Source organism: Streptomyces sp. NPDC096105, from assembly GCF_044763335.1.
Taxonomy (GTDB): Bacteria; Actinomycetota; Actinomycetes; order Streptomycetales; family Streptomycetaceae; genus Streptomyces.
This window is the reverse complement of the sequence record NZ_JBIWGC010000019.1, coordinates 1-15,619: the sequence shown is the minus strand read 5'-3', so window position 1 is coordinate 15,619 and position 15,619 is coordinate 1. Positions and strand designations below refer to the sequence as shown.

Genomic DNA, 15,619 nt, shown 5'->3' with positions numbered 1-15,619 from the left:
CACGCGCCGCGGTGATGCCGGGGACGGCCGCCGCGCGCCCGAGCGGGTGGAGATCACCGCGGAAGACGCGGATCAGGGCCGAACGGCCCTGGTCATCCGGTTCTGGACCGGCGAGGATCCTCGCGGAACACGCCACGCGCAGAGCAAGGAGCCTTTCGATGGCGGACGGCGAGCAGCCCGGCCCCGACGACCCGATCAGGGTCTTCCTCCTGGACGACCACGAGGTGGTCCGGCGCGGAGTGCACGACCTGCTGGACGACGAGCCGGACATCACGGTGGTCGGTGAGGCCGCCACCGTCGAGCAGGCCCTGGTGCGCGTCCCCGCCCTGCGCCCGCGCGTCGCGGTCCTCGACGTCCGGCTGCCCGACGGCGACGGCGTGACCGTGTGCCGGGAACTGCGCTCGCGGATGCCCGACCTGGTGTGTCTGATGCTGACCTCGTTCGACGACGAGGAGGCCCTGCTGGACTCGATCATGGCCGGCGCGTCCGGCTACGTCCTCAAACAGATCCGCGGCTCCGACCTCGTCGAGGCCGTCCGCACCGTGGCGCGCGGCCAGTCGCTGCTCGACCCGAGCGCCACCGCCAAGCTGATGGCGCGGCTGCGCGGCGGGCCGCAGAAGGAGCAGCAGGAGCCGGAGGTCCTGCCCGGACTCACCGAGCGGGAGCGGGAGATCCTCGAGCTGATCGGCGAGGGGCTCACCAACCGCCAGATCGGTCAGCGGCTCTACCTCGCGGAGAAGACGGTGAAGAACCACATCTCCCGGCTGCTCGCCAAGCTCGGCGTGGAGCGCCGCATCCAGGCCGCCGTGATCGCCACCGAGGCCCGGGACCGTCTGCGGCACGGCCACGACGGCCACTGACCACGACGGCCACCGGCCGCCGCGGGTCCCGGCCGGACGGCGCCCGGCCGGGACCCGCGGAAGCGGTCCCGTGGATCAGTCCCGGGCGATCTGCGGCGCGATGTCCTCGGTGAACCGCTCGGGCGCGGCGGCGGCGCGCCGGACCGCGGCCGCCGGGCCGGTGCCGCAGAAGGACGCCTCGAGCGTGGCGCCGAGGGTGGTGTTCACCGTCCCGTTGTTGGAGGTGTTCGCCAGTGACGCCATGCTGCGGCGGCCGTCGCTCGTGGTGAAGGCGTACGTGTAGTAGCCCTGCACGGTGCCCGTGTGTCCGTACACCGTGGTGCCGCAGGACAGCGTCCGGCCGCGCAGCCCCAGACCGTACGACTGCTTGCCGTCGGCGGTGACCGGGACCATGGCGGTCATCTCCCGCACCTGCTCGGCGGGCAGCAGCTTCCCGGAGAGCAGCGCGGAGAAGAACCGGTTGAGGTCCTCGGCGTTCGAGATGACCGCACCCGCGGACTGCGCCCAGGACACGGTCTGCTCGGTGGAGTCCACCAGCGGCAGCGTGGTGTCGTCCTGGCGGAGGTAACCGCGCGCGTACGCCCCGGAGAGGGTGGTGCGCGGGTGGACGTACGACGTGTTCTTCAGCCGCAGGGGCGTGAAGATGCGCTGCTGGTAGTGCGTGGCGACGGGCGTGCCCGTCACGTGCTCGATGATCGCGCCCAGCGCGACGAAGTTGGTGTTGGAGTAGCTGTACGCGGCGCCCGGCGCGTTGTTCAGCGGGCGTGCCGTCGACAGGTCGATCAGCTCCTGGTGGCTGAAGACCTTGTCGCGCACCGCCTCGAAACCCGGGACGGTGTTGTAGAACATGTCGTTGGTGTAGTCGTACAACCCGCTGCGGTGGCTGAGCAGGTGACGCACCGTGATGCGCTCGTCGGGCAGCGGCTTCGGCAGGTAGCGGTCGGCCGGGGCGTCGAGGTCGATCCGTCCCTCGGCGACGAGCTGCATCAGCACCACCGTGGTGAAGGTCTTGCTGACGCTCCCCACGCGGAACCGCCGTCCGGTGTCCATCGGCGTGTGGGCGGCGGTATCGGCCTCACCGGTGGCGACGCGGTAACTCCTCAGCCCCTCGTCGATCCGGGTCAGCGCGCCGGGAGCGCCCTGGGACAGCGCCGTCCGGTGCACCGCGGCGACGGCGGCGACGTCCGGCGCCGGCAGCGGGGGAGCGGTGGTGCCGGCGAGGGCGGGGGACGCCGCCAGCGTGACGATCAGGGTGGAACCGGCGAGCGCGACGCTCACGTCTTTGATCCGCATCCGCATCCGCATCTTTCCTGAGTGTGGGGGAAGGACAGGCGCCTGCGGCCGGACAAGCTCAACTGCCTTACAGGCAAGGCGCGTTGGTGAAGCCACGTGAGGCCGGGGCGGCAACGTCTGCATCGTAGTGCAGGGGCGCCGCGCCGATCCGCCGTTCCGGCCCGGCGTGGCGCACCCCGCGTCGCCCTCACCCGGCCCCGGTCGCGTGCCCCCCGCCGGCCGGGCGGACCGGGTAGCGATACGTCTCCGCCGCCCCGCGGGGACGCGCCTCGGGCCACACGCAGTCCAGCACCGAGGCCGACGGACCGAACAGCGCGGACGGCACCGCGTCGCGCGCGAACCACTCCCAGCGCACGATCTTGTCCGGTTCGGTCACCGTGGGCGTGCCCGCCGCCCCCTCGGCGACCGCGGCGGCGGTGACCCGGGTGAGTCCGCGCAGGCCGTCCACCACGACCGCCAGCACCCGTACGGCCGTGGCCGGCACGGACAGCCCGGTCTCCTCCGCCAGCTCCCGCGCGGCCGCCGTCTCGAAGTCCTCACCCGGGTCCACCTTGCCGCCCGGCAGTTCCCACCGCCCGTCGTGGCCCAGGCCGAGCAGGACGCGGCCGGATTCGTCGAGGACGGCGATGCCGACGCCCGTCAGGCTGTGCGGCGTGGGGCGGGCGCGCTCGGGGCGCTCCGCCGCGGTGTGTTCGGCGCTGTTCACGGGTCCCTTCTACACGTTCCCGGGGCGCTCCGGGGCGAGGTGTGCCCGACGGCCCTTGACGCACGCGAGGGCTGAAAATATCTTTCAGGACCAAGTGATCGACCGAAAGTAAATTTCGACCCGCAGGAGCGTGACTCTCGTGCCCGCCGCAGACGCCGTGGGGAGCGGCCGGTTGCGTGAGCAGCCGGCCACCGTGACCACGGAGGCGTACCGCCCGGAGCCGGCGGACGTCGACCGGCCGCCCGCCCTCGGCATCGCCCGCTTCATGAACGCGGAGGACGTCACCGTCACCACGGCCGCCGCCGCCCGGCTGCCGCGGATCGCCGCCGCGATCGACGGCGTCACCGAGCGCATGACCCGCGGCGGCCGGCTCGTCCACGCCGTCGCCGGCACGGCAGGACGGCTCGGCACCCTCGCCACCGGCGCCCGCGGCGAGTCCGCCGAGACCGCCCTCGCCGACAACGACGGCGAGAACACCATGCTCACCCTCCGGGCGTCCGTGGACGCCCCGACCGCAGCCCGCCCGCCGCAGGACGCCCACGGGCGCCCGCGCAAGGCACCGGAAGCCGCAGCCGCCTGACGCGGCCTGCCCCACCTCACAGCAAGGCATGACCGCACCATGAGCGAAGAGAACAAGCATCGCGCCACCGCCGCCGCCCTCCTCCCCCTGGTCGGAGGCGCGGCGAACGTGGCATCGGTGGCCCACTGCATGACCCGGCTCCGGCTCGGGCTGCGCGACCGGTCCGTCGTCCAGGAGGAGGCGCTCAAGGCGCTGCCCGCGGTCATGGGGGTCGTCGAGGACGACACCTACCAGATCGTGCTGGGCCCCGGCACCGTGGCTCGTGTCACCCCCGAGTTCGAGGCCCTGGTCGAGGCGCAGCGCGCCGACGCCCCGGAGGAGCCCGCCGCCCCCGCGGGCGGGGCCGACCCCGTCACCGCCGAGGAGCTGGCGGCCCAGGGCGCGGCGCTCAGGGCGGAGCGGAAGGCGAGGAACGCCACCCCGTTCAAGCTGTTCCTGCGGCGCATCGCGAACATCTTCGTGCCGCTCGTCCCCGCGCTCATCGGCTGCGGCATCATCGCCGGCCTCAACGGCCTGCTCGTCAACCTCGGCTGGCTGCCCGGCATCACCCCGGCCCTGGCCGCCATCGCCTCCGGCTTCATGGCGCTGATCGCCGTCTTCGTCGGCTACAACACGGCCAAGGAGTTCGGCGGCACCCCCGTCCTCGGCGGCGCCGTCGCGTCGATCATCGTCTACGCCAAGGTGGCCGACGTCGAGGCGTTCGGCCAGCAGCTGTCACCCGGCCAGGGCGGTGTGCTCGGCGCGCTCGCCGCGGCCTGCCTCGGCGTGTACGTCGAGAAGCGGTGCCGGCGCTGGGTCCCCGAGTCCGTCGACGTGCTGGTCACGCCCACCGTCACCGTGCTGGTCCCCGGCCTTGCGACCCTGTTCGGCCTGATGTTCCTCGCCGGTGAGGTGTCGTCCTGGATCGGCGACGCCGCCGACTGGCTGCTCGCCCACGGCGGCGCGGGCGCCGGCCTCCTCCTCGGCGGTCTCTTCCTCCCGCTGGTCATGCTGGGCCTGCACCAGGCGCTCATCCCCATCCACACCACGCTGATCGAGGGGGCGGGCTTCACCGTCCTGCTGCCGATCCTCGCCATGGCGGGCGCGGGCCAGGTCGGCGCGGCCATCGCGATCTACTGCCGGCTGCCCCGCAACACCTCGATCCGCACGACGATCAGGTCCGCGCTGTGGCCGGGCTTCCTCGGCGTCGGCGAGCCGCTGATCTACGGCGTCTCCCTGCCCCTCGGCCGCCCCTTCGTCACCGCCTGCGCAGGCGGCGCGTTCGGCGGCGCCTTCGTCGGCCTCTTCAACCAGCTCGGCACGGACGTGGGCGCCACGGCGATCGGCCCCTCCGGCTGGGCCCTGTTCCCCCTCCTCGACGGCGACCACGGCCTCGCCCGGACGATCGCCGTCTACGGGGCCGGCCTGCTCGTCGGGTACGTGGCCGGCTTCGTGGCGACGTACTGGTTCGGCTTCACCAGGACGATGCTCGCGGAGCTGAACGTGGCTCCTGACGAGCCGGCGCCGGCGTCCACCGCGCCGGTGGTGACGGAGGACCGCGTCGCCGGGAAGGTCTGACCTCGGCCGCGGTCCCGCCGCGTCCGACGCCGCTGCCCGCCCCGCCCGACAGGGGCGGGCAGCGGCGTCCTGGCATGTCGCAGGGGTCACCGCACGGCTTCCGTGCGGCGGCGGGGGACGACGACGGTGCGCAGGGGGAGCGCGACGAGCAGCGCGGCGGCCACGAGGAGCGCGCCGGTCCAGAGCGGCCCGCTCGCGCCGGCCCCGGTGCGGAGGGAGACGGCGGCGAGGAGCGGTCCGGCGGCGGCGCCGACGTTGAGCGCGGCGGTCGCGTAGGACCCGGCCATGGTGGGGGCGCCGGCCGCTTCGTAGAGGACGCGGGTGATCAGGGTGCTGCCGACGGCGAAGGACAGCGCGCCCTGGACACAGACGAGGGCGAGCAGCGCGACCGGCAGGTCGGCGAACACGGCGAGGGCGGCCCAGCCGACGAGCAGCAGGGGTCCGCCGACGGAGAGGACGACGTCCGGCCGCCGGTCGGACAGCCGCCCGGCGACGGTCACACCGGCGAAGGAGCCGGCGCCGAAGAGCACCAGGGCGACGGAGATCCACAGCTCGCCGAGCCCGGCGGTGTCGGTGACGACCGGGGCGAGGAAGGTGAAGCAGGCGAAGGTGCCGGCGTTCACCAGGGCGGCGAGCAGGACGAGCAGGAGGAGGCGAGGCTGTCTGAGCTGGGCGATCTCCCGGCGGAGGGACGGCCCGCCGTCGGCCGGGGTGTCGTGCCCTCGGTGTGCCGGGATGCCGGTGAGGACGCCGAGGGCCGCGGGCAGGCAGAGCAGGGCGACGGCCCAGAAGGTGGCCCGCCAGTCGAACAGGGTGCCGAGCAGCGACCCGCCGGGGACCCCGGCGACCGTGGCCACCGTCGTACCCGACAGCAGGACGGCGAGCGCGCGGCCCTTCCGGTCGGCGGGCACCAGAGCGGCGGCGGTCGTCAGGGCGACGGCGAGGAACCCGGCGTTGGCGAGCGCGGCGGCCACCCGGGTGGCGAACAGGACGGGGAAGCTCGAGGTGACGGCCCCCACGGCGTGACACGCCAGGAACACGAGGACGAAGCCGAGCAGGCTCGACCGTCCGGGACGGTTGCGGGCCAGCGCCGCCGTGAGCGGGGCGCCGACCGCCATGCCGACGGCGTAGGCCGAGGTGAGGGCGCCCGCCGTGCCGACGGCGACGCCGAGGTCGTCGGCGATGTCCGGCAGCAGACCGGCGAGCATGAACTCCGAGGTGCCCATGGCGAAGACGGCCAGGGCGAGCAGGTACAGGGGGAGAGGCATCGAGTGGCTCCGGGCCGAGGAGAGGGACGGGTGAACGTCATCTCGTCAGCGCGGCCGGCCCTCGAGGCACCAGGGCAGGCCGACTCGGCCGGGTGGTGCGGCAGGTGATCGGCTCAGTGGTGCAGGGGGCTGACGGCGCGACCGAAAGCCCCCGCCCTGTCCGACTCGGGACTCGACATGCGTCGCACGGTACCGGAACGGCGGAGGCGGGGGCACCTCGTTTCACCGGGCGCACCGGGCGCACCGGGCGGCTCGGGCACCGCCCAGGCGCACGGTTCCGTCGTCGGTCCCGCCTCCCGCGCGTACCACTGCTGGAAGGAGTGGGGCAGCGACCACATGAACCCCGCCATGGCGGAGGAGGACCCCATGTGCTGGCAGGCCTGCCAGGCCGGCCCCAACACCATGTGGAACTGGATGAGCATGCTCCAGGACGGTCTCGGCGGCCGGTTCGAGGCACGGATCCCCAACGGCAAGCTCTGCAGCAACAACCACGCGAACTTCGGGAGCCTGAACAACCCGGGTCCGTGGAAGACGACGCCCGCCGGTGACAACTTCACCATCCACCTGTACGACCAGGCGTCGCACGGCGCGGCCTACTTCAAGGTCTACGTGAGCAAGCAGGGCCTCGACCCGAAGACCGAGAAGCTCGGCTGGGACGACCTGGACTTCATCACCCGGACCGGCCGCTTCGCCCCGGCGAACGACATCACCTTCCCGGTGCGGACCTCCGGCTGCTCCGGACACCACATCGTCTTCACCGTCTGGCAGGCCTCGCACCTCGGCCAGGCCTACCTGATGTGCAGCGACGTGGACTTCGGCCGAGTCCCGAAGCACAGCGCGGCCCGGTCCGGTGACTCCCGCCGGACCGGGCCGCTGCCGCGTCCGGGCATCCCGGCGGCCCGGCCGCTCCAGCGGCCGTGGCGACGTCCCAGACGTCACCGTTCGCGGCGTGAGGCCCCCGAAGTCACCTGGAGCACACCGCCGGCACCGTGCTCGCACCGGTCCGCACGGTCACCGCGACCGACGCGATGTCATGGGCCGGCACGGCCGGGAAGGGATCGGAGAGGAAGGGACCGGCGGGAAAGGAGTGGCGGGGAAAGGAAAGGCCAAGGCGCTCGGCCGCCGGCCTCGCCTGTGCTTCCATGCGGTGACGCACCGACTGTGCGTCAACACCGCACCCGCACACAGGAGAAGGCATGCCGTCAGGACCCAGATGTCCCGCCCGCACCGTCCGTGCCGCCGCCGTGCTCCTCGCCACCGTCCTGTCGCTCACCGCGGCGCCGGCCACGGCGGCCGGGGACGCCTCCCCGTCCGGCTCCCGCGCCCCCGCCGTGCCGCTCCGCGTGGCGACGTACAACATCCACGCGGGGGCGGGGGAGGACCAGGTCTTCGACCTCGACCGGACCGCCGACGCCCTGCGCGAGCTGAGGGCCGACGTGATCGGGCTGCAGGAGGTCGACGTCCACTGGGGCGACCGCAGCGCCTTCGTGGACGAGGCCCGCGCGCTCGCCGAGAAGCTCCGCATGCGGGTCTTCTTCGCGCCGGTCTACGACCTCGACCCGGCCGTCGAGGGCGGTGAACGCCGGCAGTACGGCGTGGCCGTGCTCAGCCGCCACCCGGTGTTGCACGCCGAGAACCACGAGATCACCCGGCTGTCCACCCAGACCCCCGACCCCGTGCCCGCCCCGGCGCCCGGCTTCGCCGAGATCGTGATCCGGGTCAGGGACGTACGGACGCACGTCTACAGCACGCACCTGGACTACCGCGCCGACCCGTCGGTCCGTGCCGCCCAGGTGGCCGACATGCTGGAGGTCCTGGCGGACGACCGGGGGCCGAGGATCCTGGTCGGCGACTTCAACGCCGAGCCGTCCGCACCCGAACTGGCGCCGCTGTGGCACACCCTGCGCGACGCCGCACCCGACGCCGGCGCCACCTACCCGGCGACCGCACCGGAGAAGCGGATCGACCTGATCACCGTCTCGCGCGGGATCACCGTCACCGGCGCGCGCACGCACGCCACCGGCGCGTCGGACCACCGGCCGGTCGTCGCCGACCTGCGTCTGCCCCGCAAGGGCCGCTGAACCGGCGTCCTCACCCCGGCGGGACACCCGGACCGCCGCCCTGGAGACGTTCCAGGTCCGACGGGCGGACCTGGATCGCCACCACCGCGACCAGGGCGGCGAGTCCGGCGAACACGGCCGCCGTGACGAAGGCGGCGGACACCCCGGAGGTGAGGACCTCGGCGCCCCACAGCCCGGGCAGTTCGCCCGTGCGCCGGAACTGCAGCCGTTCGGCCGGGCTCGCCTGTTCCAGGAAGCGCGGGACCTGCCTCTCCGCCTCGTTCCTGCTGGCCGTGCCGTACACCGTCACCAGGATGGACAGGCCCAGCGAGCCGCCGACCTGCTGGGTGGCGTTGAGCAGCCCGGAGGCGGCGCCGGTCTCCCGCACGGGCACGTCGGACAGCGCCATCAGGGTCAGCGACACGAACTCCATGCCCATGCCGAAGCTGAACACCAGCATCGGACCGAGCACGCTGCCCGCGTAGGTGGAGTGCACGTCGGTCAGGGTCAGCCACCCCAGGCCCGCAGCCGCGAAGAGACCGCCCGCCACCATGAACGGTTTCGGTCCGTACACCGGCAGGAACCGCGACGCCAGCCCGGCGCCGACCGCGATGACCGCGCTCACCGGCAGGAAGGCGAGCCCCGCCTTCAACGGACCGAAGCCCAGCACGTTCTGCACGAACAGGGTGAGGAAGAAGAACATGCCGAACAGCGCCGCGGCCAGGAACAGCATGATCCCGTACGTGCCCGCTCTGTTGCGGTCCGCGAACATGTGCAGCGGTGTGATCGGCTGCGGCGACCGCCGTTCGAGCAGTACGAACGCCACCAGGACGACGACCGCCGCCGCGAACGACGCCAGGGTCAGCGGATCCCGCCAGCCGTCCTGTGCCGCCCGGATGAAGCCGTAGACCAGCAGCACCATGCCGGCCGTGGAGGTCAGCGCGCCGGTGACGTCGAAGCGGCCCGGGTGGCGCTCGGACTCCTTGATCCAGCGCGGGGCGGCGAGGGCGATGAGCAGACCGATCGGGACGTTGACGAACAGCACCCACCGCCAGTTCAGCCACTCCACGAGGATGCCGCCGGCCAGCAGCCCGATCGCGCCGCCGCCCGCCGACACCGCCGCGAACACCCCGAACGCGCGGTTGCGTTCCGGCCCCTCGCGGAAGGTCGTGCTGATCAGCGCCAGGGACGTCGGGGAGGCGATCGCGCCGCCCACGCCCTGCAGCGCACGGGCCGCCAGCAGCTGACCGGAGTTCTGCGCCAGTCCGCCCAGCAGGGACGCCAGCACGAACAGCAGCACGCCGAAGACGAACACCCGCCGTCTGCCGAGGATGTCACCGGCCCGGCCGCCCAGCAGCAACAGCCCGCCGAACGTGAGGGTGTAGGCGTTGACCACCCACGACAGGCTGGTGGTCGAGAAGTCCAGGGAGCGCTGGATGTGCGGCAGCGCGATGTTCACGATGGTGATGTCCAGCACCACCATCAGCTGGCACGAGGCGATGACGAACAGGGCCATCGCGTCGCCCCCGCCGCGGCCGCCCCGTGCGGCCTCCCGAGTGGAGGCCGGTCGCGGACTGCTGGTCATGCCGGGTCCCCCTTCCGGGAGTCCACCGTTCGACCGTACGCGCGCCCCCCACCGGTCACCACTCGATCACCGGCGGCCGGCGATCCGGCCGGACACGCGCCTCGGGTAGCGCCTGCACCACCACGAACCGGTCGCTGGCTGCATGGGCGGCGGCCCGCCGCCGCCCTAGCGTCGGGGGTGCCCGAGGAACCGCACCCGGAAGGCCCCCGACCATGTCCCTGACCCCGGACGGCATCGCCGTCGGTCTCGAGCGCGTACGCAAGACGTACGGCGGCGACCAGCCCGTCGTGGCGCTCGACGACGTGAGCGCCGAGTTCCCACGCGGCACCGCGACCGCCGTGATGGGACCTTCCGGGTCCGGCAAGAGCACCCTGCTGCACTGCGCGGCCGGCCTCGACCGCCCGGACTCCGGGCGGGTGCGGATCGGCGCCATCGACCTGTCGGGCCTGTCGGAGAAGAAGCTCACCGAACTGCGACGCGCCCGGGTCGGCTTCGTCTTCCAGGCGTTCAACCTGGTGGGCGCGCTGAACGTGGAGCAGAACATCACGCTGCCGTCCCGGCTGGCGGGCCTGCGGCCCGACCCCGCGTGGGTCGACGAGGTCGTCCGGCGGGTCGGCCTCGGCGAGCGGCTGCGGCACCGGCCCGCCCAGCTCTCCGGCGGCCAGCAGCAGCGCGTCGCGATCGCCAGGGCGCTGGTCACCCGTCCCGAGGTGATCTTCTGCGACGAGCCCACCGGCGCCCTCGACACCCGCTCCGCGGCCGCCGTCCTCGACCTGCTGCGGTCGGCGGTCGACCGGTACGGCCGGACCGTCGTCATGGTCACCCACGATCCCGTGGCCGCCTCCTACGCCGACCGCGTGCTGATCCTGGCCGACGGGCGGATCGTCCGGGACATGGAGCGCTCCGGCGCCGAGCGGATCGCCGAACAGCTCGCGATGCCGGGCCACCGGCAGCCCGCGGCGAGCCGGGAGGGCTGACGCGTGCTCCGGCTGGCAGCGCAGACGCTGCGGTACCGCAAGGGCGGCTTCCTCGCCACGTTCGTGGCGCTCGCCGCGGGCGTCGCCGTCCTCATGACGTGCGTCCTGCTCGTGGAGTCCGGCCGGCGGCACGAGGGCGACCCGCAGCGCTACGGCGCTGCCGTCGCCGTGGTCGCCGACCGGGACCTGACCGTCGACGGGCCGACGGTGCTCGGCGAGACCGAGCGCACCACCGTGATCCTGCCCGAGCGGGGCAGCGTCCCCGAGGGCCTGGCCGGGAGACTGGCCGCCGTGCCCGGCGTCGACCGCGCGGTGGGCGACCGGCGGCTCGTCGTCGCCCTCACGGCGGCCCCCGGGCGGCCGGCCACCGGCCACGGCTGGTCGAGCACCGCCCTCGCCCCGCACCGGCTGGTGTCCGGGGAGCCGCCGCGCTCCGACCGGGAGATCGCCGTCGACGCCCGGCTCGCCGACGGCGCGGGCCTCGGACCGGGAGCCGCCACCGAGGTGGTCACCGGCGGCGTGAGCCGGACGTACCGGGTGAGCGGCGTGGTCGACGCGGACGGCACGGCGAGCGGGCGGGCGGCGCTGTTCTTCACCGACGCGCACGCCGCCGCACTCGACCCGCGCCCCGGCCGCTACGACGCCGTCGGCGTGCTCGCCGCACCGGACGCCGACCGGGACGCCGTCCTCGCCGGGGTGCGCCGGACCGCGGACGGCGCGGGCGCCACCGCGTACACCGGCGACGACCGCGGACTCGCCGCCGAGCCCGACGCCGGCGCCGCCCGCTCCCTCGCGCTCGGCGCCGGGGCCGCCTTCGCCGGGTACGCGGCGGTCATCGTCGGCTTCGTGGTCGCCGGCACCGTCGGGCTGTCCGTACGGCACCGGCGCCGCGACCTCGCCCTGCTGCGGGCCGTCGCCGCCACCCCCGGCCAGGTGCGGTCGATGCTCCTCGCGGAGGTCGGGCTGCTCGCCCTGCTCGCCGGCGTCGTGGGCGTTCCCGCCGGACTGCTCGCCACCCGTCTGGTCCGCGACGCGCTCGTCTCCCGCGGCTTCCTCCCGGAGGACTTCGCCGTCCGGGGCGGCGTCCTGTCCGCCGCGGCCGCCGTCGTGGCGGTCGCCGTCGTGGCGCTGCTCTCCGCCTGGACCGCCGCGCTGCGCGTCACCCGCATCCGGCCCACCGAGGCGCTCGGGGAGGCGGCCGTGGAACCCGGCACCGGCGGCAGGGTGCGCCTCATCTCCGGACTGGCCTGCCTCGCCGGCGCGGTCTCCCTGACCGGGCTCACCGGCGCCACCGACGGGCAGGCCGCGCTCGGAGCCGCCATGGGCATGCTCTACCTGTTCGTCCTGGGCGTCGCGCTGCTCGCGCCCTGGATCAACCAGGCCGCCGCCCGGCTGCTCGGCCCCGTGCTGCGCGCCGTGTGGGGGACCAGCGGTTACCTCGCCGCCGCCAACCTGCGCGCCAACGCCCGCGGCATGGTCACCGTGCTGACCGCGCTCGTGCTGTCCGTCGGCCTCGGCGGCACCGTCTGGTTCCTCCAGGACAACCTGGAGCGGCAGGCCGTGGCGCAGAGCCGCGACGGGGTCCTCGCCCAGCACGCGCTGACCGCCGGCGCCGGACTGCCCGCCTCCGCGGCGGCCGAGGCCCGTCGCGTCCCCGGGGTGATCGCCGCGACCGGCGTGCGCCGCACCTCCGTCGTGGTGCCCGACCGGCTCGAACCGCTGACCGTGCCCGCCCAGGGCATCGACCCGCGCGGCGCGGACCGCACCCTGGACCTGCGGGTGCGCTCCGGCAGCCTCGACGCCCTGCGCGAGGACACCGTGGCCGTCTCCACGGCCCGCGCCGACGCGGCGGGCTGGCGGCTGGGGGACAGGGCCCGGCTGTGGCTCGGCGACGGCACGCCCGTCACCCTGCGCGTCGTCGCCCTGTACGAGCGGGGCTGGGGCTTCGGCGACGTCACCCTGCACCGGCGGACCCTCGCCGGGCACACCGTCACCGGACTCGACGACCGCGTGCTCGTCCGCACCGCCCCGGACACGGACGCCGGGCGCGCCCTGGCCGGCCTGGCCCGCCGCTACCCGGGCGGCCAGGTGGTGGACACCGGCCGGCTGACCGGCGACCTCGCGGAGGATGTCGCGGTCAGCGGCTGGCTCAACAAGATGCTCGTCGCCGTCCTGGTCGGCTACGCGTTCCTCGCCGCCGCCGACACCCTCGTCATGACCGCCCTGGCCCGCACCCGGGAACTGTCCCTGCTCCGCCTGGTCGGCGTCACCCGCGGCCAGGTGAAGCGGATGGTCCACGCCGAACAGGCCGGTCTGCTGGGCGTGGCGCTGCTCATCGGCGCCGCGATCGCCGCCGTCACCCTCACCACCGTCGTCCGCGCGGTCACCGGGGCCGCCGTGCCCCACGTGCCGCCCGCCGGCTGGGCGGCACTCCTGGGCGGTACGGCGGTGCTGGCGCTGCTCGCCACGGTGGTCCCCGTCGGCCGCCTCCTGCGCACCGCCCCCGTCGAGGGCATCGGCGTCCGCGAGTGAGCACGCCCGTCCACTCCCGCACGCCCGCCCGTTCCCGCGCCCGCACCCGGCCCGCGAGCCCCGGCCGCCGACTTCCGTACGGCGGACGGCTCAGCGGGCCGGCGCCCGGGCGTTCTATCCTCCGTGCCCAGGAGGTGCGGATGGTGGTGACCCACGACCGCCCGGCGGACGTACGGCCGGGGCGGCGCCGGGCCGCGGCCTCCCGTGCCCGGACCGCGCTGGACGCGCTGGAGCACCTGGTCGGGGGACTGGGCACCGCCCTGCTCGCCCTGCTCGCCACGCTCTGGCTGGCCCTGACCGCGGTGACCTGCCTCGTCGGGATCGGACTGCGGCTGCTGCCGTCCGCCCTGCACGCGGTGCGCGCGGTCGCCGACCGGGAACGCGGCAGGCTCTCCCGCTGGGGCCCGGAGACCGTCGGCCCGGCGCCGCTGCCCGACGGGCTGCGCGCGATGCTCGCCGACCGCGCCGTCCGCCGCGAGGTGCGCTGGGTGGTCACGCACGCGGTCCTCGGCCTGTTCCTCGGGCTGGCCGGGGCGACGCTGCCGCTCAGCGCGGCCCATGACGTCGCCTTCCCGCTGTACTGGAGCTTCCTGCCGGAGAGCGAGTCCGCCTCCGCCGTGGGCTGGTGGACCGTCCGGGACTGGCCCGGCGCCCTGGCCGTCAGCGGGACCGGTGTGGCCCTGGTCGGCGTCGTCCTGGTGTGCGCCCCCGTTCTCGCCCGGCTCCAGGCCTGGCCCGGACGCCGGCTGCTCAGCCCCGAACCGGGCACCGACCTCGTCCTGCGGGTCGCCGAGCTGACCGCCACCCGCGCCGCCGCCCTGGACGCCCACGTCACCGAACTCCGGCGGGTGGAACGGGCGTTGCACGACGGGACGCAGAACCGCATCGTCGCCGTCACCGTGCTGCTCGGGGCCGCCCGGCGCGCCCTCGCCCGGAACCCGGAGGAGGCCGCGGCCGTCCTGGACCGCGCCCAGGACGCCGCCGAACAGGCGCTCGCCGAACTGCGGGCGGTCGTCCGCAGCATCCTCCCGCCCGTCCTCGCCGACCGCAGCCTGCCCGACGCGCTCACCGCGCTCGCGGCCGGCTGCCCGGTGCCGTGCCAGGTCGACGCCGACGTGTCCACGCGGTGCCCGGCGGCGGTCGAGGCGACGGCGTACTTCGCGGTCGCCGAGGCCCTCACCAACATCGCCCGGCACAGCGGCGCCGGTGAGGCGGGGGTCGCCGTGCGCGCGGCGGACGGACTGCTGCACGTGGAGGTCCGCGACGACGGCCACGGCGGCGCCGACGAACACGGCGGGACCGGGCTCACCGGCATCCGCCGCCGTGTCGAGGCCCACGACGGAACACTGGAGCTGGCCAGCCCACCCGGCGGCCCCACCACCCTGAAGGTGACCCTGCCATGCGGATCGTGATCGCCGAGGACGACGCGCTGCTGCGCGAAGGGCTGGCGCTGCTGCTGCGCGCCGAGTCCCTGGACGTGGTGGCGACGGCGGAGGAGCCCGGCGCCTTCCTCGCCGCCGTCGACGCGGAACGGCCGGACGTCGCCATCGTCGACGTACGCATGCCGCCCACTCATACCGACGAGGGGATCACCGCCGCCGTCGAGGCGCGGCGGCGTCTGCCCGGCCTCGCGGTGCTCGTGCTGTCCGCCTACGTCGAGCAGGCCTTCGCCACCGACCTGCTCGCGCAGGGCAGCGCCCGGCTCGGCTATCTGCTGAAGGAGCGGGTGGGGCGGGTCGAGGAGTTCCTGGAGGCGCTGCACCGGGTGGCGGACGGCGGCACGGCCATCGACCCGGAGGTCGTCGCCCAACTGCTCGCCCGCAGCAGGCACGACACCAAGCTGGAGCGGCTGAGCCCCCGTGAGCGGGAGGTGCTCGCGCTGATGGCGGAGGGGCTGGGCAACGCGGCCATCGCGGAACGGCTCGTCGTGAGCGACGGGGCCGTGCACAAGCACATCCGCAACATCTTCGCCAAGCTCGACCTGCCGCCCGCCGACCGCACCGACCGCCGTGTGGCGGCCGTGCTGCACTTCCTTGAGGACGTCCGCCGCCGGGGCTGACCCGTGGTGAGACGCACCGTGCGGGCATGGCGCGGGGAGCCGCGCGACCCCGTTATCTTCTTCGCGGTCCTGCAAGAGGGCCGCTGGCCTCCGGGCCCGGCATGACTTTTGCCCCCTGTCGAACGGATGACCTGGGGGGTGG

The 15,619-nt window shown here is 74.6% G+C and carries 12 protein-coding genes and 1 pseudogene; 9 read left to right on the top strand and 4 right to left on the bottom strand.

Features of this window, described 5'->3' with window-relative positions; translation table 11 throughout:
- Positions 1-158: 158 nt before the first annotated feature.
- Positions 159-860, top strand: a complete 702-nt coding sequence (locus ACIQ8B_RS25345) for a response regulator (RefSeq protein ID WP_403549874.1) — start codon at positions 159-161, stop codon at positions 858-860.
- A 75-nt stretch (positions 861-935) separates the two neighbouring features.
- Here ACIQ8B_RS25345 and ACIQ8B_RS25340 read toward each other — a convergent pair whose 3' ends face one another.
- Entirely contained in the window at positions 936-2,153 is a 1,218-nt protein-coding gene (locus ACIQ8B_RS25340; protein ID WP_403549872.1) for a serine hydrolase domain-containing protein, read from the bottom strand.
- A gap of 187 nt (positions 2,154-2,340) precedes the next feature.
- On the bottom strand, positions 2,341-2,859 hold the full coding sequence (locus tag ACIQ8B_RS25335; protein ID WP_290009398.1) for an NUDIX hydrolase: 519 nt from the start codon (positions 2,857-2,859) through the stop codon (positions 2,341-2,343).
- Between the two features lie 139 nt (positions 2,860-2,998).
- On the opposite strand from ACIQ8B_RS25335, the gene ACIQ8B_RS25330 reads away from it, so the two are divergent.
- Together ACIQ8B_RS25330 and ACIQ8B_RS25325 are read left to right on the top strand one after the other, a co-directional pair.
- Positions 2,999-3,439 (top strand): hypothetical protein, encoded by a 441-nt coding sequence (locus ACIQ8B_RS25330; RefSeq protein ID WP_403549870.1) that lies wholly within the window; start codon positions 2,999-3,001, stop codon positions 3,437-3,439.
- 39 nt (positions 3,440-3,478) lie between these two features.
- Positions 3,479-4,996 (top strand): PTS transporter subunit EIIC, encoded by a 1,518-nt coding sequence (locus tag ACIQ8B_RS25325; RefSeq protein ID WP_403549868.1) that lies wholly within the window; start codon positions 3,479-3,481, stop codon positions 4,994-4,996.
- An 86-nt stretch (positions 4,997-5,082) separates the two neighbouring features.
- On the opposite strand, the gene ACIQ8B_RS25320 is transcribed toward ACIQ8B_RS25325, so the two are convergent.
- Entirely contained in the window at positions 5,083-6,264 is a 1,182-nt protein-coding gene (locus ACIQ8B_RS25320) for a Cmx/CmrA family chloramphenicol efflux MFS transporter (RefSeq protein ID WP_403549866.1), read from the bottom strand.
- A gap of 177 nt (positions 6,265-6,441) precedes the next feature.
- Between ACIQ8B_RS25320 and ACIQ8B_RS25315 the strand changes: the two are divergent.
- Positions 6,442-7,083 (top strand): annotated as a pseudogene (locus ACIQ8B_RS25315) (lytic polysaccharide monooxygenase); the annotation flags it as partial.
- A gap of 377 nt (positions 7,084-7,460) precedes the next feature.
- Positions 7,461-8,345: an endonuclease/exonuclease/phosphatase family protein gene (locus ACIQ8B_RS25310; protein WP_403549864.1), complete on the top strand. Its 885-nt coding sequence runs from the start codon at positions 7,461-7,463 to the stop codon at positions 8,343-8,345.
- A gap of 10 nt (positions 8,346-8,355) precedes the next feature.
- On the opposite strand, the gene ACIQ8B_RS25305 is transcribed toward ACIQ8B_RS25310, so the two are convergent.
- Positions 8,356-9,840: an MFS transporter gene (locus tag ACIQ8B_RS25305; protein WP_106415740.1), complete on the bottom strand. Its 1,485-nt coding sequence runs from the start codon at positions 9,838-9,840 to the stop codon at positions 8,356-8,358.
- A gap of 281 nt (positions 9,841-10,121) precedes the next feature.
- Between ACIQ8B_RS25305 and ACIQ8B_RS25300 the strand changes: the two genes are divergently transcribed.
- The 4 genes from ACIQ8B_RS25300 (at position 10,122) to ACIQ8B_RS25285 (ending at position 15,477) form a co-directional block, all read left to right on the top strand.
- Complete coding sequence (locus tag ACIQ8B_RS25300) at positions 10,122-10,886, top strand: ABC transporter ATP-binding protein (protein WP_403549862.1); 765 nt, start codon at positions 10,122-10,124, stop codon at positions 10,884-10,886.
- Between the two features lie 3 nt (positions 10,887-10,889).
- Positions 10,890-13,418: an FtsX-like permease family protein gene (locus ACIQ8B_RS25295; RefSeq protein ID WP_403549860.1), complete on the top strand. Its 2,529-nt coding sequence runs from the start codon at positions 10,890-10,892 to the stop codon at positions 13,416-13,418.
- Positions 13,419-13,558: 140 nt separating this feature from the next.
- Positions 13,559-14,830: a sensor histidine kinase gene (locus ACIQ8B_RS25290; RefSeq protein ID WP_403549858.1), complete on the top strand. Its 1,272-nt coding sequence runs from the start codon at positions 13,559-13,561 to the stop codon at positions 14,828-14,830.
- Positions 14,818-15,477 carry a response regulator gene (locus ACIQ8B_RS25285; RefSeq protein ID WP_403549856.1) on the top strand — a complete coding sequence of 220 codons (660 nt, stop codon included), beginning with the start codon at positions 14,818-14,820 and terminating at the stop codon, positions 15,475-15,477. The genes ACIQ8B_RS25290 and ACIQ8B_RS25285 overlap by 13 nt, the downstream gene beginning before the upstream one ends.
- Positions 15,478-15,619: the final 142 nt, after the last annotated feature.

Excerpts from the sequence above, each read along its gene's own strand:
- ACIQ8B_RS25345 (WP_403549874.1), top strand. The coding sequence starts at position 159 with ATGGCGGACGGCGAGCAGCCCGGCCCCGACGACCCGATCAGGGTCTTC.
- ACIQ8B_RS25340 (WP_403549872.1), bottom strand. The coding sequence starts at position 2,153 with ATGCGGATCAAAGACGTGAGCGTCGCGCTCGCCGGTTCCACCCTGATC.
- ACIQ8B_RS25325 (WP_403549868.1), top strand. The coding sequence starts at position 3,479 with ATGAGCGAAGAGAACAAGCATCGCGCCACCGCCGCCGCCCTCCTCCCC.
- ACIQ8B_RS25320 (WP_403549866.1), bottom strand. The coding sequence starts at position 6,264 with ATGCCTCTCCCCCTGTACCTGCTCGCCCTGGCCGTCTTCGCCATGGGC.
- ACIQ8B_RS25310 (WP_403549864.1), top strand. The coding sequence starts at position 7,461 with ATGCCGTCAGGACCCAGATGTCCCGCCCGCACCGTCCGTGCCGCCGCC.
- ACIQ8B_RS25305 (WP_106415740.1), bottom strand. The coding sequence starts at position 9,840 with ATGGCCCTGTTCGTCATCGCCTCGTGCCAGCTGATGGTGGTGCTGGAC.
- ACIQ8B_RS25300 (WP_403549862.1), top strand. The coding sequence starts at position 10,122 with ATGTCCCTGACCCCGGACGGCATCGCCGTCGGTCTCGAGCGCGTACGC.
- ACIQ8B_RS25290 (WP_403549858.1), top strand. The coding sequence starts at position 13,559 with ATGGTGGTGACCCACGACCGCCCGGCGGACGTACGGCCGGGGCGGCGC.
- ACIQ8B_RS25285 (WP_403549856.1), top strand. The coding sequence starts at position 14,818 with ATGCGGATCGTGATCGCCGAGGACGACGCGCTGCTGCGCGAAGGGCTG.